This window comes from Nonlabens ulvanivorans, assembly GCF_032922765.1.
Classification (GTDB): domain Bacteria; phylum Bacteroidota; class Bacteroidia; order Flavobacteriales; family Flavobacteriaceae; genus Nonlabens; species Nonlabens ulvanivorans.
Window position 1 is genome coordinate 2,810,930 of the sequence record NZ_CP136694.1, and the last position, 21,190, is coordinate 2,832,119.

Annotated in this window: 19 protein-coding genes; 7 read left to right on the top strand and 12 right to left on the bottom strand. The window is 35.4% G+C overall.

What is annotated here, in order from left to right:
• Nucleotides 1–61 precede the first annotated feature (61 nt).
• The 5 genes from R1T42_RS12715 to R1T42_RS12735 form a co-directional block, all read right to left on the bottom strand.
• Entirely contained in the window at nucleotides 62–733 is a 672-nt protein-coding gene (locus R1T42_RS12715; protein WP_317290582.1) for a hypothetical protein, read from the bottom strand.
• Nucleotides 734–752: 19 nt separating this feature from the next.
• Entirely contained in the window at nucleotides 753–2,666 is a 1,914-nt protein-coding gene (locus R1T42_RS12720; RefSeq protein ID WP_317290583.1) for a CocE/NonD family hydrolase, read from the bottom strand.
• 93 nt (nucleotides 2,667–2,759) lie between these two features.
• Nucleotides 2,760–4,808 (bottom strand): M13 family metallopeptidase, encoded by a 2,049-nt coding sequence (locus R1T42_RS12725; RefSeq protein WP_317290584.1) that lies wholly within the window; start codon nucleotides 4,806–4,808, stop codon nucleotides 2,760–2,762.
• A gap of 165 nt (nucleotides 4,809–4,973) precedes the next feature.
• Nucleotides 4,974–8,327, bottom strand: coding sequence for a T9SS type A sorting domain-containing protein (locus R1T42_RS12730; RefSeq protein WP_317290585.1), 3,354 nt, complete (start codon nucleotides 8,325–8,327; stop codon nucleotides 4,974–4,976).
• Nucleotides 8,328–8,529: 202 nt separating this feature from the next.
• A complete protein-coding gene (locus tag R1T42_RS12735; RefSeq protein WP_317290586.1) occupies nucleotides 8,530–9,030 on the bottom strand; it encodes a nuclear transport factor 2 family protein in 501 nt (166 codons plus the stop codon).
• An 87-nt stretch (nucleotides 9,031–9,117) separates the two neighbouring features.
• On the opposite strand from R1T42_RS12735, the gene R1T42_RS12740 reads away from it, so the two are divergent.
• The 3 genes from R1T42_RS12740 to R1T42_RS12750 are packed head-to-tail and all read left to right on the top strand — an operon-like array spanning nucleotide 9,118 to nucleotide 10,901.
• Nucleotides 9,118–9,681 carry a DNA-3-methyladenine glycosylase I gene (locus tag R1T42_RS12740; RefSeq protein WP_317290587.1) on the top strand — a complete coding sequence of 188 codons (564 nt, stop codon included), beginning with the start codon at nucleotides 9,118–9,120 and terminating at the stop codon, nucleotides 9,679–9,681.
• Entirely contained in the window at nucleotides 9,668–10,258 is a 591-nt protein-coding gene (locus tag R1T42_RS12745) for a hypothetical protein (RefSeq protein ID WP_317290588.1), read from the top strand. The genes R1T42_RS12740 and R1T42_RS12745 overlap by 14 nt, the downstream gene beginning before the upstream one ends.
• A complete protein-coding gene (locus R1T42_RS12750) occupies nucleotides 10,239–10,901 on the top strand; it encodes a DUF2490 domain-containing protein (RefSeq protein ID WP_317290589.1) in 663 nt (220 codons plus the stop codon). The genes R1T42_RS12745 and R1T42_RS12750 overlap by 20 nt, the downstream gene beginning before the upstream one ends.
• On the opposite strand, the gene aat is transcribed toward R1T42_RS12750, so the two are convergent.
• The 4 genes from aat to R1T42_RS12770 all read right to left on the bottom strand — a co-directional run bounded on the left by aat (nucleotide 10,896) and on the right by R1T42_RS12770 (nucleotide 13,396).
• Complete coding sequence (gene aat / locus R1T42_RS12755; protein ID WP_317290590.1) at nucleotides 10,896–11,540, bottom strand: leucyl/phenylalanyl-tRNA--protein transferase; 645 nt, start codon at nucleotides 11,538–11,540, stop codon at nucleotides 10,896–10,898. The two genes, R1T42_RS12750 and aat, sit on opposite strands and share 6 nt — an antisense overlap.
• Nucleotides 11,541–11,704: 164 nt before the next feature.
• A complete protein-coding gene (locus R1T42_RS12760) occupies nucleotides 11,705–12,157 on the bottom strand; it encodes a GNAT family N-acetyltransferase (protein WP_317290591.1) in 453 nt (150 codons plus the stop codon).
• 11 nt (nucleotides 12,158–12,168) lie between these two features.
• Nucleotides 12,169–12,543 (bottom strand): DUF3127 domain-containing protein, encoded by a 375-nt coding sequence (locus R1T42_RS12765; protein WP_036582897.1) that lies wholly within the window; start codon nucleotides 12,541–12,543, stop codon nucleotides 12,169–12,171.
• A gap of 1 nt (nucleotide 12,544) precedes the next feature.
• Nucleotides 12,545–13,396, bottom strand: coding sequence for a flavin reductase family protein (locus R1T42_RS12770; RefSeq protein ID WP_036582895.1), 852 nt, complete (start codon nucleotides 13,394–13,396; stop codon nucleotides 12,545–12,547).
• Between the two features lie 151 nt (nucleotides 13,397–13,547).
• Here R1T42_RS12770 and R1T42_RS12775 point away from each other — a divergent pair, with 151 nt between their 5' ends.
• The 3 genes from R1T42_RS12775 to feoB all read left to right on the top strand — a co-directional run bounded on the left by R1T42_RS12775 (nucleotide 13,548) and on the right by feoB (nucleotide 17,146).
• Nucleotides 13,548–14,699 (top strand): sensor histidine kinase, encoded by a 1,152-nt coding sequence (locus R1T42_RS12775; RefSeq protein ID WP_317290592.1) that lies wholly within the window; start codon nucleotides 13,548–13,550, stop codon nucleotides 14,697–14,699.
• Between the two features lie 112 nt (nucleotides 14,700–14,811).
• A complete protein-coding gene (locus R1T42_RS12780; protein ID WP_036582889.1) occupies nucleotides 14,812–15,042 on the top strand; it encodes a FeoA family protein in 231 nt (76 codons plus the stop codon).
• Nucleotides 15,035–17,146, top strand: a complete 2,112-nt coding sequence (gene feoB / locus R1T42_RS12785) for a ferrous iron transport protein B (RefSeq protein ID WP_317290593.1) — start codon at nucleotides 15,035–15,037, stop codon at nucleotides 17,144–17,146. The genes R1T42_RS12780 and feoB overlap by 8 nt, the downstream gene beginning before the upstream one ends.
• Before the next feature lie 201 nt (nucleotides 17,147–17,347).
• Here the strand turns inward: feoB and R1T42_RS12795 are convergent, their stop codons facing one another.
• The 3 genes from R1T42_RS12795 to recQ all read right to left on the bottom strand — a co-directional run bounded on the left by R1T42_RS12795 (nucleotide 17,348) and on the right by recQ (nucleotide 20,301).
• On the bottom strand, nucleotides 17,348–17,542 hold the full coding sequence (locus R1T42_RS12795) for a cold-shock protein (RefSeq protein ID WP_036582883.1): 195 nt from the start codon (nucleotides 17,540–17,542) through the stop codon (nucleotides 17,348–17,350).
• A gap of 109 nt (nucleotides 17,543–17,651) precedes the next feature.
• Nucleotides 17,652–18,134, bottom strand: coding sequence for an RNA methyltransferase (locus R1T42_RS12800; protein WP_036582881.1), 483 nt, complete (start codon nucleotides 18,132–18,134; stop codon nucleotides 17,652–17,654).
• A gap of 7 nt (nucleotides 18,135–18,141) precedes the next feature.
• The gene (recQ, locus tag R1T42_RS12805) at nucleotides 18,142–20,301 is read right to left on the bottom strand and encodes a DNA helicase RecQ (protein WP_317290595.1); all 2,160 of its coding nucleotides are present in this window, start codon (nucleotides 20,299–20,301) and stop codon (nucleotides 18,142–18,144) included.
• A gap of 85 nt (nucleotides 20,302–20,386) precedes the next feature.
• Between recQ and R1T42_RS12810 the strand changes: the two genes are divergently transcribed.
• Nucleotides 20,387–21,190 (top strand): hypothetical protein, encoded by an 804-nt coding sequence (locus R1T42_RS12810; RefSeq protein WP_317290596.1) that lies wholly within the window; start codon nucleotides 20,387–20,389, stop codon nucleotides 21,188–21,190.

Sequence of the window (21,190 nt, forward strand, 5' to 3'; positions counted from 1 at the left end):
TCACACTAAGCCTGTCGAAGTGCTTTTAAAACTATATCTATTTTTGTTTAGCCATGCTTTTTTAAAGTTCAATTAACCACGTTATTCCATCTTTATTAGCCATACATATCCCAAAGCCATTTTTAGATTCCATATAACTTAATACAAATGTTGGATTAATGTAGTTTCGAAAATTCTTGAAACTTGGAATTATGCCAATCCAGTGTGAATAGGTATTCTTAAGCTCATTAATTTCTAAAAGAGCTGATTTTTTCGATATCATATCAAAATTTTGCGATTTACTGAATCCAGTAATAATTAAATCTTTATTAGAATCAATAGATATTTTAATATTTTGAACTAATAAAACTTTATTTATGTGCGCAAACTTAATTGCAGATTCTAATCTGATAATTAGATTATTTACTTGCTTTTGAGAGTATACATTCAACAAGTTTTTATTGAAAATATTCGTTATTCTACCTGTGCCAATTACATTTTTACCTTCGCTAAATGTAAAGGTATCGACCAAATTTAAATTACCAACAATTCCATAATATGTAGCAATCGCAATCTCTGCTTTCACAATTTCACCAGCACCAATTTCTTCCTGATCTAAAAATCTTTGGGCACCAGAAGTTAAAAAACCAGGAATATGATCAAATTCTATATGTGGTCTATAACCTGTAATAGCTTTAGTTGTTCTTCCACCTTGATCTATCGGTTTATAAGTTAAAAGAGCTTCAAAATCCATTTCTTGATTGCTACTAAACTTACATCTTCACTTTAGGTAATTGTTTTTCAATACCATTGTTATCACCAACACTTACAGAACTTGCTCCGGTAATAGTTACTTGCCCAGTTGTGAAGTCGCTTTCTGTCGCCTCAAATATGTTATCTACATATTTTTGAGGATTGCGGTCTATGTATGGAAACCAAGTGCTGTGTATTTGAATCATTACTCTATGACCTTTTTTGAAAGTGTGTAATACGTCTTGTAGAGGAAAGTTTACGCTAGTCTTTTTACCTTCTTTAAAAGGCTCTGGCTTTGAGAAATCATTTCTAAAACGACCTCTAAAAGTTTCTGCACGCACTAATTGTTGATAGCCTGCAAGAGTTACATGCTCTGGTGTATGTTCTTCATTTTTCATGTCGTCTGGATATACGTCTATTACCTTAACGATAAAGTCGGCATCAGTGATTCCCTTAAGAATTACTTCTAGATTTGCCTGTATTTCTCCAGCAAGTGTCATGTCATCAGTAAGAATATCTGTTTGAAAGGTTAGCACGTCTGGTCTTCTAGAAGCGTGACGCTGATCGTCTGTCATGTAAGCACGTGGTGTGAATGTAACTGGTGTTATTTCACTTCTAAAAGGCACTGGTTTTGATGGATCACTCATGTATGAGAAAGTTTCTTTTTTATCGCCTTTTTTATTAATCAACAACTCTCCATTTTTACCAAAACTAAACACGATTTCATCTTGCTGTGGCGGCCATTGCATAAATTTCTCCCATTGCTTTAATCCAGTATCAAACATATATGCCTCTGGTAGAACCGGATTTTTTTCTCCTTTTAAGTGATGTTCAAAGAAAGGAGTTTCTATTTCTCTGTGATAAAAAGTCGATAAACTATCACCAAAATGGATATGGTTCACCATCTGATGACCAGGTTCTCTCGCCCAGTTACCATGACTCCATGGTCCCATGACAATGATGTTGTTCTTATTATTAGGATTGTTGCGTTCTACATTTTTATAGATATTTAATGGGCCATAAAGATCCTCTGCATCAAACCAGCCACCTACGGTCATAACTGCGTGATCAACATTATCTAAATGTGGTATAATAGAACGTTTTTGCCAGAATTCGTCATAGTTAGGATGTGAAGCAACGTCTTTCCAGAAAAAATTATCAGGATATATATTTTCTGTTACATTCTTTAATGGACCTATACCCATATTAAATGCATAAGAATCATCCATACTACCTGCTGCTCTCAATTGATCCCATTTATCATTATACCAGCTTTCGGTGGTAGGTTCAGTTTGATGACCAAAAACTGGATAAGCAAAAATATAGCTCTGTAAAGTAGCTCCCATATGATGAAAGTCGTCAAAGAAAAAGTCTCCTATAGGAGCCTGTGGCGAGCTAGCTACAAGTGCTGGATGTGCATCTGGTAAAGCTGCTGCGGTGTAAAATCCTGGATAAGAAATTCCCCATTGACCTACTTTTCTATTATTGTTAGGTAGGTTGTTTATTAACCACTCTACAGTATCATAAGTGTCTGAACTTTCATCAATGTCTTGCTTGTTGTTCACGTCATTTCCAGGTATGTTAGGACGCATGTTGTCAAAATCTCCTTCACTCATCCATCTACCGCGTACATCTTGATAAACAAATATGTAACCTTCTTTCATCAGGATTTCATTGGGACCTAATCTACTCGGATACTTGTCTTCTCCATAAGGTCGTACACTATAGCATGTGCGTTGCATCATTATCGGATATTCCTTAGAGGTGTCCTTTGGGCTATAAACTTGAGTGTATAATTTAACTCCATCACGCATCTCAATCTGGTGGATGGTTTTAGTATAATTTTCTTTTATATACTCTTGTTTTGATGAGGATTGCGCTTTCGCGAAAGCGGAACCTAACACCACTAACGCAACTAATAAAAATTGTTTCATAAAAAAAGCTTTAATGCTGGCTTAAATATAATTCAACGACATAAAAAAAGGCTCTCTATTAAGAAAGCCTTTTGATTTTTTACAAAATTACTGTTACCAGATTTTAATACGATTCTCTGGTGTGAGATACATTCCATCTGTTTCTGTAATTTCAAATGCATCATAAAATGCATCGATATTTTGAAGCGGTACATAACCACGATACATACCTGGTGAGTGTGTGTCACCTTTAATACGTTGCTTTAAGGCCTCTTCACGCATTTTAGTGCGCCATACTGTTCCCCAACTTAAAAAGAAACGTTGTTCGGGTGTAAATCCATCAATCGCTTCTGGGCGACCTTTATCTTTCATCCATAATTGATGAGCATCATATGCGGCATTAACACCTCCTAAATCACCAATGTTTTCACCTAATGTAAATTCACCATTGATATTAACACCAGGTAATACTTCGATAGCACTATATTGATTTGCAAGATCTTTACCTAAGTCTTCAAATTGTGTTTTATCATTTGCAGTCCACCAGTCAGTCATATTACCGTTTGCGTCAAATTTTGCGCCGCTATCATCAAATCCATGAGAAATTTCATGTCCAATTACAGCTCCCATACCACCAAAGTTGAAGGCAGCGTCTGCTTCATAGTTATAAAATGGCGGTTGTAAAATAGCTGCTGGGAAAACAATTTCATTATAGTACGGATTGTAGTATGCGTTCACGGTTTGTGGAGACATGAACCATTCTGTCTTATCTACTTTTTCTCCCAGTTTATTAAGATTATCGCGGTAGTTCCAAGATTGTACAGCTAGCATATTATCAAATAAAGTACCTCCGTTTGCAGGACTTTTGATTTCCATTTCTGAATAATCTTTCCATTGGTCTGGATAACCTATTTTAATAGTCATACCGTTAAGTTTTTCAATAGCCTTAACCTTAGTCTCAGGACTCATCCAGGCTAATCCATTGATGCGTACTTCATATGCTTTCTTTACATATTCAATCATCTCTTTGGCTTTGGCTTTTGCCTCTGCAGGAAATTTTTCACTTACATATAGTTGACCTAGAGCTTCACCTAAAGTTCCGTTCACGGTTCCTAGTGCGCGCTCATCTCTAGGACGTTGTTCTTTTGCACCACGCATCGTTTTACTGTAAAAGTCCCAGTTTGCATCCTCTAATTCTGTAGATAGCATAGTAGCTGCTGCATCTACCATAGTCCAGCGCATGTAAGTTTTCATAGCATCTAGATTACTATTATCCCACATATTATTTAATGCAGCCATATATGCTGGTTGAGAAACAATAATTCTATCAAAATCTTTAACCTCTAATTTTTCAAAATATTCATCCCAGTCTATAGATGGTACTAGAGTTTTAAATTCATCTAAACTCATTGGATTGTAGCTTAATTGCGGGTTTCTACGAGCTACTTTATCTAAACGTGGTTGTGCCATTTGTGTTTCTATGGCAATGATCGTTTTAGCATCATTTGCTGCTTGTGCTGCATCAGTACCTGTTAATGTCAGCATACGTGCAACGTGCTTTTCGTAAGCAGCTAGTTTTTCAACATTATCAGCATCATCTAGATCTACATAGTATTCACGCTGCATTCCCAAAGCACCAGGACCCATTTGAGCTACGTTTATATCTGTGTTCTGAGCGTCTGGACCTACACCAAATCCATAAAAGCCACGTAAGCCTTTTGAAGAAAGCTCAGCAAGTAGAGCAGGTATTTCATCGACTGAATTAATAGCCTCAATTTGCTCAAGATATGGTAATAAAGGTTCATAACCAGCTTTATCTCTAGCTTCTGTATCCATTATACTTTGATATACAAAAACTGCTTTTGCTTGATCTGAAGATTGATCAAGGTTTTTATCATTCATGGCTTTGTCTAGGATAGCAAGCATGTCTGCATCAGTATCTTTTCTAAGTTTATTGAAGCCACCCCAAACTGTTTGATCTGCAGGTATCTCAGTAGAATCTATCCATTTTCCATTTACATAACGATAAAAATCGTCTTTAGGAGAAACGCTAGTATCCATTGCGGTCATGTCCAGACCAGGATAGTCTTTTGCCGGTTCTTTACAAGATGTGACTGCAATAGCCACCGCGCAAGAAGCAAGTAAGGTTTTTTTTAAGTTCATGTTTATATAGTTTGAGAGGTTAGTAAACTCTGTTTGATAAATGTTACACAAGATAATAATTGTTGGGTTTTAACTCTAGTATTTAGTTTATAATTAACTAGTTTTCAATTAAAAAAGCCTGCAATATTGCAGGCTTTTTTAATTGAAAAATGATACGTACTCTGTTTAATTAACGATAAGTTTTTCAGTTACAGTACCTGTAGCTGTAGAAATGTTTAAAAAGTACATTCCTTGTGCGACATTATTAAGATGAATAGAGTGTCTTTCTCCCGTATTGTTGAGTCTAGAACTTATCAGTTTACCAGTTACATCATAGATGCTGTAATCAAAAGCGTCTTTACCATTCCATGATAGTGTGAAGTCACCTTTTGACGGGTTAGGGAAAACTTTATAAGAATCTAAAAGTGTATTGCTATCGCTGCTTAATGTTCCAGTTACGACTACATTATCAAGGACTACACCTTCTTCAGTGACTGCTTGGTCAGAAATAAACACATATCGAAAAGTGATGTTACTCTCTGAATTAAATTGGCTCAAATCATAAGAATAGGTTTTCATAACGGCATCTGTTCCTGTCCATTGCGCTCCTACACAATTAAAGCAATTTACGCCATTGGGACTTCTGCTAGAATTATACCAGCCAGAATCAGTTGCGCTACCTAAAATATTCCAGTTACTGCCGCTATTGATGGTGTATTCTATATACATCAAATCCCAATCTTGTTCTAACTCAAATGCCATATCAAATTGTAGTGTAGGATTGATGACTCCATTGAGATTGTAACAGCCTGTATACAAATATGCTACTGTATCATTTGAGTGCTCACCAGTTAGATTAGTTGCATATACTTGTGTACCACTTACGGCTTGATTAAGAATAGGTCCTGCTGGTATGCCACGTTCCCATTGATTTGTTCCGCCAGTTTCATTAAATGTTAATAGATTCCTATTTTCAAATTGGTGAATATCATTAATGACACCACTATTATTTTTAAGTATTGTTGTGGTTTCATTATTGTTACTGGCAAAAGCGTCATTTGTTGTATTCACCGTTACTGATATGTCGTTTGTACCTAGATTGAGTGACAATCCTGTTAGGCTTACGGTGGTTTGACTTTGTGCAGGTATTGCAGTGCTGTAAGTGCTATTAACAGAAGAACCACCATTAATAGTATAATCAAGGTTGAAACTATTTATAGCTGTTGTTCCTCCATTTTCAATTACAATATCAATGTCCGTATCTCCACAAGAAAAACCAGTATTGGAAGAGTTTATGCTTACCAACTCAATATCTGTAGGTGGTGGACCGGCAGTCACGGATGTTTGCCAGATACCTCTACCATAAGTCCCAGCAGTAAGCACATTGTCTACTCCATTGATTTCAAGATCTCTGATGTTTGCATTTGGCAAATTGTTATTGAAAGTTGACCATTGAGCAGTTACGTCATCATATTTATAGACTCCTAAGGTTGTTCCTAAAAATATTTCTCCATCTACACTCATCGGTAAACTTGCAATGGTATTTTTACCTAGGCTAGGTAGGTTTGCTGTTATATCGGTAAAACTACTTCCTTGGTTCAAACTTTTATAAACGCTACCAAATGATTCTTCTGTCGAAAGGTAAACGATATTATGATCTGTATTACTAACTTCAATTGCTGCGATGTCTTGTGGGAAGTTAGAAACCAATGAAAAATTGGAACCGGCATTTATACTTCTATAAAGAAGATTGTTGATGGCTATGTAAATTGTGTTATCGTCATTTGGATCTATTTCAATTAAATCGATATTAGAACTAAATGGAGAGGAAACAGCAACAAAACCGTTGTTTTGTACTTTATACAAAGCAGTATACCCTACATAAATTGTACCTTGACTATCCACTTTTAATGGCGTGATCCAGTTACCACTTTCACCATTAGGACGATTGATAGAGTTAAGAATTGAGTTTCCGCCATTATTTGTAAAGTAAAGCCCACCACCATTTTGAGTAAACCCGTAACGTATATTTGAATCTAATGGATCTATACCACCATCCATTCCGTCGGCACCATAAAAGTTTTTCCATTGATTACCGCTTCTAGCTTGTCCACCATTATCTTGTAAACCTCCTATCACTTGTGCGCTTGATTGTGTGCTAACGGCAATTCTATAAAATTGTCCTATTTGAGCTCCAGCTGTTAAATCTGTAAAAGAACCACCATTATTATTACTTCTATAAATTCCGCCATCAGACATTACAAATAGTTCAGAACCAAATTGTCTAATTTGATGAATGTCTGCATGAGTATAAGTGCTACCGGTAGGGTTGCTCCATGAGTTTATTTTTGTAAAAGAGCTGCCACCACTAAAGGATTTCCATACATTTAAACAACCAGTGTAAACTATTTCTGCATTAGTCGTAGATACTTCTAGGGCAAGATCATAGTTCCCTTGTCCGCTTTCTAGAATGTCTGTACCATTATCTCGACGTGTAAAAGTTAATCCACTATTAATAGATCGATATAAACCCATTAAATTAGCACTGCCGTCAATAATTAATAAGTAAACATAATTAGGGTTAGCAGGAGAAACACCTATAACGCTTCTTCTCATACCATTAGGTAAACCTGTAGATGGCTGAGTGAATGAGACACCATTATCAGTTGATACAAAAAAGGAATTGTTTGTACTAAGGTATATGGTGTCTGGTGATCCGGGCTTTAATTTGATGTCTTTCACGTTTGCGGGAAAAGTTCTTGAAAAGCTCACACCACCATCAACAGATCTGTAGAAACCAAAATTTGAAGAGACAAATATTTTGTTACTATCTCTCGGGTCTAAGTATACCTCACTAATATTTGCAGTTGCACCTATAAATGTTAATCCAGTACTATTCCAAGTAATTCCTCCATCGACAGATTTCATTAATCCTATACTGCTTGAGTCTCTAGCGTCATCATCACCTGTACCTATATAAATAACGTCAGAATCTGTCGGGTCTACGGCTATGGCACTTACTCCTATCTGGGATAAGAAATCTGAAATAGGTGTCCATGAAACTCCAGCATCAGTAGATTTCCATATTCCTCCACTTGGTGAACCTAAGTAATAAATATTTGGGTTGTTAGGGTCTATAGTCACCGTGTTTGCTCTACCAGTTCCTGTAGACCATGATCCTGTACCTTGTATAGAAAAGGGACCTATTGCACTCCAGTTAGAGTTGTCAGAAAGGCCACTTTTTCTAAAATCTCTTTCGATTAGAATTGTTTCCAGTTCTTCTGCTCCTTGTATCGTGCCATCTTCTTTTACATAAGCCTTTGCAGCATCTAACCATCGCATGAATGGTTTGTAACCACTTCCTTTAGCATTTTTATCATGGGTTTCCCAATAGGCTTCTCCTGCATTTTTAATATCCTGGTAGGTAATTTCATTTTCAGATTTTATTTCTCTTAATTGCTCCATCCATGGATTATCGAGTCCTGGTTGAGCTGTTGAAAAAGCAAATCCTAAAAGGATTAAAAAAGATAATAACTTCATAAAGCGGTTTTAATGGTGGCGCAATATAATGGACAGAAGTCACGATTTGATAACATCTTGTTAAATATGTCCTAATTACCTTGAAAGCTAACAGGTTTTTGTAAGGTTTAATCGACAAAAAGTAGTTCTTACCGTCGTAAAAGGCTATAACAAGGCTATTACCGCAATTATCATAATGTATAATAGCCAACTTGTCATTTATTTAAGGAACCTTTTTAAGTGCTAATTCCTTTTTGTAATTATCATCCCATAGCTTTTTGAGCTCCGTGAGTGACGCAACATTTTCATTAGGTACGGCTATGGATAGCACATAATGAGCAATTTTATAAACTCCATCTTCTTTTTTCAAGACACCACTACCACGACATATGCCCATTTGTGTATCTAATAGTTCGTCAAAATAAATTACACGATTGTGTTTATAAATATGACGTTCGAGAGATGTAAAAGACCAGGCTTTACCTTTATCAAAGTATGGTTTTGAGAAAGCTTTAAATTCTTGCAATTGCCAGTTTTCAGTTGCGTCAGTTCCTATAAAAACAGCATCACTGGTCATTAAATTAAAATAGTCATCATAGCTAGCAGTCGCTGCCGCAAGGTGCCAGTTATCTATTGTACGATCTAATTGGTCAGTAGCTATAGTTTTTTGAGAACCGCAAGAAGAAATTATGATAGCGGTTAAAAGTAGAAGTGTTCTTTTCATAGTTGTTAAAGATAAAACAGAAAAAATAAAGTGAATTCTAGTGTGGTCAGGTTTGGTCGACGCTCACAGTGTTCTTAAATTCGATGTATGGAAAAACATAAATGTGGCTGGTGCTTAGGCGATAAGTTGTATGAATCATATCACGATACGGAATGGGGAAAGCCAGTCTATGATGATCAGACACTTTTTGAGTTTCTTATTCTCGAAACTATGCAAGCTGGCTTGAGTTGGATTACTATCTTAAAAAAGCGTGCAAATTACTACGATGCATTAGATCAATTTGATGTTCAAAAAATTGCAAACTATAATCAGAATAAGCAGGATGAATTATTAATGAATGCTGGGATTATCCGCAATAAATTGAAAATCAAATCTATAATTACTAACGCTCAACTTTTTATGGAGATTCAAAAAGAGTTTGGTAGTTTTTCTCAATACATGTGGAATTATGTTGATGGTAAGCCTATTAAAAATCAAGTTTTAGATTACAAGACTGCACCGGCAAACACGGCGCTTTCTGACCAGATCTCCAAAGATTTAAAAAAGAGAGGTTTTAAATTTGTAGGTTCTACAATTATGTACGCATTTATGCAGGCTACAGGAATGGTTAATGATCACGAGATAAATTGTCATCGATATGATGAGGTATAAAATTATACTCTTTTTAGTATTCGCTTTCGCGAAAGCGGAATTTACAATAGCTCAACAAGGCCATAATTATAAAATTGAGCAAGAGGAACGAATTGATATTGATGATTTTCCGGCAGATGCGAGAAATCTCGTTTACACCATAAGTAAGGCGCGCAGGAGGATTAAATATTATAAAGAAACAGATGGCTCTTTAATTACCTATGAAGCTAAATACAAACTAAGTGGTTACAGATATAGTGTAGAGTGTGATCAAAAAGGTAATGTAATAGATATAGAGGTGCTTATTAAAAAAAGACAAATAGAGTCTAGCATTTTCACCATAATTACTGATAAGCTTAAGGGAATATCAACTCGTTTTAAAGTTGAAAAAATTCAAAAACAGTACGTTATAGATGATCAAGACGCCTTGCTGATATCTAATCGATTAGAAAATGATGATTTTGATAATTTTGAATTGATTGTTGCTTTTAAAGAAAATGATAAAATCTACCGTAAAGAATTACTTTTTAGTAAAGAAGGAATATTACTAAAGCATCGCGCAGTAAAAAAACTAAAATATGACTTCATACTATTTTAGGATTTTTGCCTTTTTGTTCATGCCGTTAATCTCAACAGCTCAAGTTGTAAATAATTATATTGTACAACCATCAATAAATGTGCGCTGGGATAATAGTGGTAGGTGGAAATTTAATAGTGCCTTAGAACATCGTAGTATTGTTAATAATGGATGGAACGCCTTACATGTTCAAGCTGTGCAATTTGCCAGCTATGAAGTAGGTTTCTATTCACAGATAGGAATGGGCGTGATGTATCGAGAGCTTTTTGATGATCAACGTCCTGAAGAACTCAGATTTACAGAGCAATTTGTCTATGCACGGAAATATAATAATCTCAAAATCGCTCATCGTTTGCGGTGGGATCAACGCATTAGAGGCGAAAATCTAACTTACCGATGGCGCTATCGACTTTCTGGATCCTTCCCGCTAAATGGTGCAACCGTTGATGCGACCGAATTTTACTTAACATCTAGCATAGAGACCATTTTTATTGCACAGGCAAATGAAAAGCCAGGATATGATCAAAGAGTAGCTATAGGCCTAGGTAGAGCACTGAGTAATAATATAAAATTACAGTTGGTAAATGAATATCGCTGGGAAAATTATACTAACCTTATAAATCGCTCTTTATTTATAAACTTGGGTGTTTTTTATTCTTTATAAATAGCTTAAAAAAACTTCGCGATCTATTTCAATAGCGCCTAAACTGTGTAAATGATCATTATATAGCTGTGCATCGATGAAATGGTAGTCTTTAGATTTAAGGGATTTCACTAAATGTAATAGAGCAATCTTACTAGCATCAGTTGCTAGAGTAAACATAGATTCTCCACAAAAAATCTTTTTTTCAGGTAAATCAATTCCATATAAACCACCTACTAATACGTCCTCTTTAAAAACCTCAATACTTTTTGCATGACCTAATTCATGTAATCTTGAGTATGAACTTATAAAATCATCATTTATCCAAGTTCCAGTTTCATCCTGACGCTTTACTAGGGCACAATGATGCATCACTTCTGTAAAGCAAGTATTTTCTTTGATTATATAACCTTTGTTGCGTTGACTTTGTTTTAATGACTTTGTGACTCTCATAGGTTCATCACTTTGTAGGTCAAATACCATTCTAGGATCAGGGCTCCACCAGCAAATAGGGTCACCATCGCTATACCATGGAAAAATGCCTGACTGATAAGCCAGTAGTAGTCTTTCTACACTTAAATCGCCACCTATAGCAAGTAAGCCATGGTCTGGAGCACTGCTAGGATGCGGAAAAATGAGATTATGATCTAGAGTTTGCACGATTTTAGACGATTAAGTTTGCAATTTGAGATAAAAATGTTAATCTTTGAGAAGCCTTCTTATCTAATTTATTTCATCATTGCTTTTTTTGAGTTTGTTTGAAGGCTAACCTATTAAGAAAGAAAATCCCAACTGTAATGGTTGGGATTTTTTAATTTATAGAGTTAGCTGATTCTTTTTTCAAAGCATAAACTGTTTAATGCATCTCTATAAGGTTCATAATTATCAATAATTTGATAACCATTACTTTTATATAAACCAATAGCTTCCAGCTGACGTGTGCCTGTTTCTAAAATACATCTATTGTAGGACAGTTCTTTAGTCCATTGTTCTATTTCTTTTAAAATACTAGATGCAACTCCCGTATTACGGAAACCGGTGACTGTATACATTCTTTTAACCTCTACGGTTTGAGAATCATATTCTTTAATCGCTCCACAACCGGCTAGAATAGAATCCCTGTAATAACAGAGAACGACATGTTTAATATGGTTTAATTTATTAAACTGGTCATAGAATTCATGTTCTTCACCATCAGTAATAGCTAGATATGCATCTAATTCTTCTACTAACTTTTTAAAATCGATATTATGAGAATCAGTTCTTACTAATCTCATTTGTCTTTTTTTTAAAAAGGTAGGTCGTCGTGATCTTCATTTTTTGAATTTGAAATAGGATCAAATTCATCAAACGGCGGTATTTCCTGTGATGGTGCAGCTGGAGTAGCTCCTACACGTTCTATTCTCCATCCTACAATAGAGTTAAAATATTTAATCTCTCCTTGTGGGCTTTGCCATTCACGACCTCTCAAGTTGATACCTACTTTTACTGGTTCACCTACTTGAAAACTATCTAATAAGCTAGTTTTATCTTGAACAAATTCTAACATTAAATGCTGTGGATATTGTTCTTCAGTAGTGATAACTAGTTCACGTTTTTGAAATCCACTAGCACCAAAAGATTTGGTTTCACCTATTACTTTAATTTTTCCTTGTACTTCCATGTTATAATAATATAATTTTCCATGCGTCGATTATGTTGCCTTCTAGGATCAACTCTTGTGCACGTATATGTTTTTCTTTATTATCTAAAATTGATAATTTTTCCGCTTTCGCGTAAGCGATAACAGATTCTCTATCTGGTATAGCCTCAATATTCCCTAATTTTCCTAAATCGTTACCTGTGAGTATGGTACTATTTCTTGCGTGATCAGGTAGTGCGTCAACACCTACACCTAGCGTTGCCAATGGTTTAGGTACTTCAAACATCGCGTCTTTAGAACGGCAATACCAGTTGCCACCCATACGGGCAACCGTGTCGATTTTAACTTGGTCTATCTTACCATCTTCATCTAGGACCTCATCATTAACGTGAACCATGACTACCTCGCATATAATCAAATTACCAGCGCCACCTTCCTGTCCTAGCTCTACAATTTCTTTTACTTTACATTCAAATTGAACAGGACTTTCTGCAACTCGAGGTGGTGCAATCATGTCTGATGCTACTGCAGTTAAGCCAGATTTTACAAATTCATCAACATCAGCACCGTACTCAGTACTACTCAACGACATTTGTTGTACTATATCATAGTTTACTATATTGATAACGACCTCACCTGTTGCTCTAGCATTAATTAACGTATGCTTTATAGAATTATCTCTTACCCGACGTGCAGGTGAAAAAATCATGATAGGTGGATTTGCGCTAAAAACGTTGAAAAAAGAATAAGGCGATAAGTTTACATTACCATCCTCATCAATTGTACTCGCAAATGCGATAGGTCGAGGTTGTACCGCGCCCAGCATAACGCTGTGTAAATGAGCTGTTTTTGTATCTTTTGGATCTAGTTTCACCGTGATTTTTTAAGGATGGTAAAGGTATGGATTTTAAAGCGTTTATGTAAAGTAGAAATAAGAATTAAACAAGACCTTTTCCTTGATATCATAAAACCATGTTAAGCGCGTTTGACTTATTATACTATATTTAAATTTCTTAAAAGCTTTCATGAATTTTACAGCAAATCGTAATGTGTTGAGATGGGTGATCATAGCCTTTGCAATGATAATCACAGCTCTTATTCTTTGGAATACGTATGAGTTTTTTCAACAACTCAAAGAAAGTGAGCAAAAGAACATGAAAGAATACGAGATTGCCATTGATGATTTAGTCAATCAATCTTTAGAGGCCGAAATGGGAAATCTTGGGTCTACCGTGACAGAAAACACCACGACAATTCCTATGATAGAGGTGAATTATAAGGGCGATATGAAGGCTCGTAATTTACCAGAGCATATCATGAACGATACTATAAAATTAAGATCTTTAATTGCAGAGTATGCTTCTGAAAATGAGCCGATTCGTATTAACTATGATGGCGCGCCTTTTCAAACTATTTACTATGGTGAAAGTCCTATAATTACTAAAATGAAGTATTTCCCAATGGCTTTGTTGTTGATATTGGTGCTGTTTGGTGCGGTTATTTGGTTTTTCTATCGCTCTACAAAAGCAAGTGAGCAAAATAAACTCTGGGCCGGTATGGCTAAGGAAAGTGCTCACCAGATAGGAACACCGCTATCATCATTAGTAGGTTGGACCACATTACTTAAAGACACTGATGTCGACCCTAGTTATATAGCCGAAATGGAAAAAGATATCGTCAGGTTGCAAACCATTACAGAGCGATTTTCTAAAATAGGTTCGATCCCTACATTGTCTGAAATGGATATAGTAGATCAGACAGATAAAGCTGTTCATTATATTTCTTCACGCAGCTCAAAATTGGTAGTTTTTGACGTTGATTTACCTAGTCAACCGATTATGGTAAAACTTAATGAGCAACTATATGCTTGGGTTATTGAGAATTTAATAAAAAATGGTATTGATGCCATGAAAGGTAAAGGAGCTATAAAAGTTTATCTGCGTGCAGATGCTCATAATGTTTTTATAACGGTTACTGATACAGGAAAGGGTATTCCTAAAAATCAATGGAATCAAGTTTTTACTCCAGGATTTACGACTAAAAAGAGAGGTTGGGGATTAGGTCTGTCTCTAGCGCATCGTATTATAAGAGATTATCATAAAGGCACGATTAGGGTTTCAGAGAGTAAAAAGGATAAGGGAACCACTTTTGAAATCATGATTAATAGATTAAAATAATCTACCTAAGTATAAATGTTATTTTGACGACAACAAAAGTTTAGGATTCTAAATTTTTTCATTCCTACTTCTTAACTTACTTTTGCTTATTCAAATTTATTCTAAATAAGCTTTGAGCGATACTATAGCACATCTAAAACGTGGCGAACAAGCCACAATCGTTTCCTTTAATGAGGAACAGGTACCTCTTAAACTCCTTGAAATGGGTTGCTTACCGGGTAATGTAGTGATGATGATGGAAAGTGCTCCTTTTCAAGATCCAATTTATCTTAATATAAATGGTACTTATCTGGCTATAAGGCGTGAAACTGCTCAGCAAATAATAGTGAAACGTCATGGGTAAATCGATTAATGTTTCACTTATAGGTAATCCTAACACAGGAAAAACATCCCTTTTTAACAGACTTACTGGTTTAAACCAAAAGGTAGGAAACTATCCAGGTATTACTGTAGAGAAAAAAGAAGGGATTTGTAAACTAGATCGCAGTTTAAAAGCTCATATACTAGATTTACCTGGTACTTACAGTCTCAATACCTCTAGTCTAGATGAAAGTGTCGTCGTTGAGACGTTGCTCAACAAAAACTCAAAAGACTATCCAGATGTTGCTGTGGTAGTTTCTGATATTGAGAATCTTAAACGTAATTTGCTTCTGTTTACACAGATTAAAGATCTAGAAATACCTACCATATTAGTGATTAATATGGCTGATCGCATGCAACGCAAGGCTATTTCTCTAGATATAGAATTAATGGAGCAAGAACTCAATACTCGTGTAGTGTTAGTGAGTGCTAGAAAAAATATAGGTGTCGATGACCTTAAAAAAGCTATTTCAGAATATAAAAACCTGAAATCTGTACCTTGTGTAAACGCCTCTACTATAGATCCAGAATATTTTGAAACTTTAAGAAAAGCCTATCCTAAACAGTCAATATATAAGTTATGGTTGGTGATTACTCAAGATGTAAATTTTGGTAAAATAGATAGGAATAGGGATTTAGAAGATTTAAAATCGAGTTCATTTGCTGTTAAGTCTGAAAGTGACTTAAAAAAAATGCAACACAAGGAAACAGTCGTCAGATACCAGTTTATCAATGGTCTATTGACTAAGGTATTGAATGTAGATAAATCGCAAGCAAAAGATTTAAGGACTAGATTAGATAGAGTTTTACTTCATAAAGTTTGGGGTTATCTTATTTTCTTTGTGATATTACTACTGATATTTCAAGCGATCTATGATTGGTCTACCTATCCTATGGACTGGATAGATACCTTTTTTGCAAAAGCAAGTTCATGGGCGCAAACATCGCTTCCCGAAGGTCCTTTTACTGATTTAATATCTGAAGGAATCATTCCAGGACTTGGCGGTATCGTCATATTCATTCCTCAAATAGCCTTTTTGTTTTTATTCATTGCCATCCTTGAAGAGAGTGGTTATATGAGTAGGGTAGTTTTCCTTATGGATCACATTATGAAAAAATTTGGCTTGAGTGGTAAGAGTGTCGTGCCATTAGTATCTGGTACTGCTTGTGCCATACCTGCAGTTATGGCAACACGTAATATAGAGGACTGGAAAGAACGTTTAATTACCATCCTAGTTGTCCCTTTTACTACATGTTCTGCAAGATTACCGGTTTATTTAATAATTATAGCCTTAGTAATACCAGAGCAAGAAGTTTGGTGGATTTTCAATATGCAAGGGTTAACCTTGATGTTATTATATATGTTAGGATTTGGAGCAGCAATATTCTCTGCTTGGGTGCTCAATAAGATATTACCTATCAAGCGCAAAGCCTTTTTTGTAATGGAAATGCCTGCCTATAAGTTGCCCATGTTAAAAAATGTGGGTATCACAGTTCTTGAAAAAACGAAAAGTTTTGTATTAGGTGCAGGTAAGATAATTATGGCAATATCAGTGATTTTATGGTTGCTAGCTAGTCATGGAATCGGTGAGCAGTTTACTAATGCAGAAGAGATTGTTAAAGAGCAATATGCAGGTCAGAATTTATCAGAAGAAGAATTGACTAATAAGATAGCATCACAACAGTTAGAGCACAGTTTTATAGGCTATATAGGTAAAGGGATAGAGCCGGCAGTAAGACCACTAGGTTATGATTGGAAAATAGGTATCGCTATTGTAAGCTCATTTGCTGCAAGAGAGGTTTTTGTAGGTACACTTGCTACAATTTATAGTGTTGGAAGTGATGAAGAGGAGACAATTAAAAACCGTATGAGAGCCGAGGTTAATCCTATTCTAGGCGGACCGTTATTTAATTTTGCTAGTGGTATATCGTTATTGCTATTCTATGCATTTGCTATGCAATGTATGAGTACGCTAGCTATAGTAAAAAGAGAAACTAATAGCTGGAAATGGCCAGCTATACAATTTACAGCTATGACGGTTATAGCTTATTTTGCAGCTCTTGCAGCATATCAAATTCTCAAATAATGGAATTATTACAATATATATTAGTTGCTGTTGTCGTTTTAGTAGCACTAGGTTGGTTATTTAGAAAATCATTATTTCCATCTAAAAAAACGAGTGACTGTGGTGATGGCAACTGTGGCTGTCATTAATTAAAACAATAATAGAAATAAAAAAGCCCTTTCAATTTGAAAGGGCTTTTGAATACAAAAAAATATGACTTTATTACTGTACAACTCTTACGTTTACAGCATTCATTCCTTTTTTCCCTTCTTTTTCTTCATACTCAACGCGGTCACCTTCTCTTATCTCATCGATAAGTCCAGTTACATGCACGAAGCATTCGTTTTGTGATCCTTCTTCAACGATAAATCCAAATCCTTTAGACTCGTTGAAAAACTTTACAGTACCTTCTTTCATTGTAATAAAATGTAATAATTAATAATAACAAAGGTATAGGGATTATTATTTCTAAATTGTTAATACCCAGATTATTTTAGTTTTTTGAGTATTTATAGGAGCTTGCAGGCTACTTAGGTGTGCCTTTTAAATAAATATGACTGCCTTTAATTGATCTATCATACATAATTATACTGCCTGCCACCGCTACATTCAAGCTTTTAGGAGTATTAAACTTTATTAAATGATGAGATTTTTCAATAGCTTCATTGGTAAGTCCATGATCTTCAGCACCTAGTAGATAAACACAATTACGAGGATGTTTAAATTTCTGAAGATCTATTGCTCTCTCGTCAAGCTCGACACCTATAATCATGGCGCCTTTAGGTAGGTGATTATAAAAATCTTCAAAAGTATCATAATGAAAATAAGGCATTGCTTTAACAATATCATGTGTGTCACAGGCCTGTTTTGCATATCTTTTTCCTACTGTAAATACAAAGCTAGCACCTAGATTTTGAGCACTACGCCATAAGACACCTAGGTTTTCAGGAGTTTTACCGTGCTGTATGCCTATACCAAAGTAACCTGGTTCTAATTGGTCTATTTTCATGTGTAGATTATTTTACAGTGGTTGTAGCTTCTATTAAATACATGGCGAGACGCAATTTTCCATAACTGTATTTTCCATTGAATTTTTCAAATATGGGCTTGAGTGCATTCTCTTTCTCATAACTTTCATATAATGGTTCAATCTCTGCAAGTTCTTCTGGTAAAATATGTGCGTTTAAATCAACATCTTTATGACTTACATATCGTTTTCCTAGATGAGATAGTATTGTGTCTACTTTAAGTGATCTAATTTCAGATATTTCTTTAAGTGTTTTTCCAGCCCAGTAGAGCTTTACACTTTCCATTACAGTGTCTTTTTTTGGACCGCTCTTTTTTTTCTTCTTAGGTTTTGAAATCACTACACGATATATAAAATCGCCCTCGCGCATCATCTTAAAACCTTGCGTGAGTTTTAAAAATGACTCTCCATAGGTATCTAACTTGTGTTTTCCGACACCAGTAATATCTTCAAACTCATCAATTGTTAGTGGAATTCTAGAGGCGATGTCTTTTAATGTGGCGTCACTAAAAACCATGTACGGTGCCAGATTCTCTTGGGACGCAATTTGCATTCTTAACTTGCGTAATCCTGCATACAAATCTTTATTAATATCAATAGGCAAGGCTTCTTGTGCTGCTTTTGCATTTCTTGCAGCAAGCTCTTCGGGTTTAGGGATAACAGCTAGTTGTACTTTTTGTTTTTCAAAAAGTACAGCTTGTGCCTGCGGTGTTAATTTAAGATGGTTAAATTCATGAAAGGCGATCTCTAGCAATCCTTGATTAATCATTTGTATGATATATTGTTGCCAGTTATTCCATGATATATCACGTCCTGCGCCATAAGTTTTTATAGATTGAAAACCACTATCGAGCACACTTGCATTTTGTGCACCGCGCAATACATCGATTAATAAATTGAGTGATGCCCTTTCTTTCATTCTATAAACAGCACTTAGTGCTTTTTGAGTTATTAATGTTGCATCAAAGAAGTCTGGTTTATTAAGGCATACGTCACAGTTACCGCAATCATTTTCTAGATATTCATTAAAATAAGATAGTAACATACGACGGCGACAGGTGAGTGCTTCGGCAAATTGTTTCATGCGCTCTAGCTTTGCAATTTGCACTTCACTATTACCACTATCTCCTGCAAAATTGCGCAATTGAATCATGTCTGCATAGCTATGGAATAGTAGGGCATGAGCATCAATACCATCGCGCCCAGCACGACCGATTTCTTGATAATATCCTTCAATGTTTTTAGGCATATTATAATGAATCACAAATCGCACATTAGATTTGTCTATTCCCATACCGAATGCGATGGTCGCACATACTATCTTAATTTCATCTTTAATGAATTGTTCTTGTACGCTTTCGCGAAAGCGATGTTCTAACCCAGCGTGGTAAGCAGCAGCAGAAAAACCTAGACTGGACAGCTTATCTGCTAGTTTTTCACATGATTTTCTACTCAAGCAGTAAATAATACCAGAGTCGTCTTTATACTTTTTAAGAAAACGACGAACTTGAGCTAACCGGTCGTTACCAGGTCGTACTTCTAGAGTTAAATTAGGTCTATCAAAGGATGCTACATATTCCTGAGCGTGAGATATGGCAAGTTGCTTTTTAATATCGGCACGTGTAGCGCGATCTGCAGTAGCGGTTAGTGCTATTAAACTAGCCTGTGGAAACGATTGTTTAAGATAAGCCAGTTGTGTGTATGCTGGTCTAAAATCATGACCCCATGTAGAAATACAATGTGCTTCATCTATCGCAATTAAAGAGACGTCTGTAGGCTTTAAATGTTTTAATAAAAGTTGAATACTTTCTGGTGCTACATAAAGTAATTTTAGTTGATTCTCTTTTAATAGTTGTAGCATCTCTTGCTGCTCTGTACCGACTTGAGAGCTGTTAAAATAACCAGCTGTAATGCCATTTGCTCTTAGAGAATCAACTTGGTCCTTCATTAAAGCAATAAGTGGAGAAACGACTAAGGTAATACCATCTAGCATTAATGATGGTAACTGGAAACACATAGACTTACCACCACCGGTAGGCATAACTACCATAAGGTCTTTGTGATCAAGAACATCATTTATAATTTGCTCTTGTAAAGGACGGAAACTGTCGTAGCCGAAATGCTTTTTAAGTAAATCGTGTTTATTCATTTTAATTAGTTTGTATGGCTTGTAAAATCTTAGACGACAAATTTATTCTATTTTAGCAAAGGATACAATTAGACAAATTTTCAAGATGAAAGGATTACTAGTTTTTATATCGATTTTTTTAACGGTTATATGCCAGGCACAAGATCTCAATGACTTTAAATATGTCATTGTCGATAATCAATATGATTTCCAAAAAGAACCTAATGAGTATAGACTCAATGAGATGATGGTTTTTGAAATAAAAAAACGTGGAATTAGTGCTTTTAGAAACCTTGAAGTCCTGCCACAAGATTTGAATAGAGGAACCTGTAATGCGCTTTCTTTAAGAGTAAATGTTAGTACAGGCTTAAGAGTAAAAATGACCTTTGAATTTGTAGATTGTAATGGACAAATTGTGTTAATCACAAAAGATGGTATAGGTCGCACAAAGAATTTTGAAAAGGCATATCGAGAAGCCATACGAGATGCGATGACATCACTGGATGGTCTTAATTATTCTTATGCTGCTTCATTAGATGATCGTCCATCTGGCATAGAAAAACCTATTCAAGTCATGCAACCTAGCGCTGTAAAACCATCATTAGAGATTACACCATCAAATGGAATTGAGAAAGATGAGCCTCAAACGATTCCAAGACCTGAAATGGTTGAGTTAATAGATGATGAAGTCTACACTACTAACTCCAAAGAATATAAAATTCATTCTACAGATTCTGGATTTAATATGTATAAAAACAACAGTCTCATCGGAACTCTTAAAAAGAGTGCTTCAGGCTGTTACCTTACAGTAACTACTGAGTTTATTGGGATAGGTTATAAAGAAGAGAATACCATTATTATCGAGTATGATAAAAATGGTACTCAATTTCTTGTTTTCCAAAAGAAATAA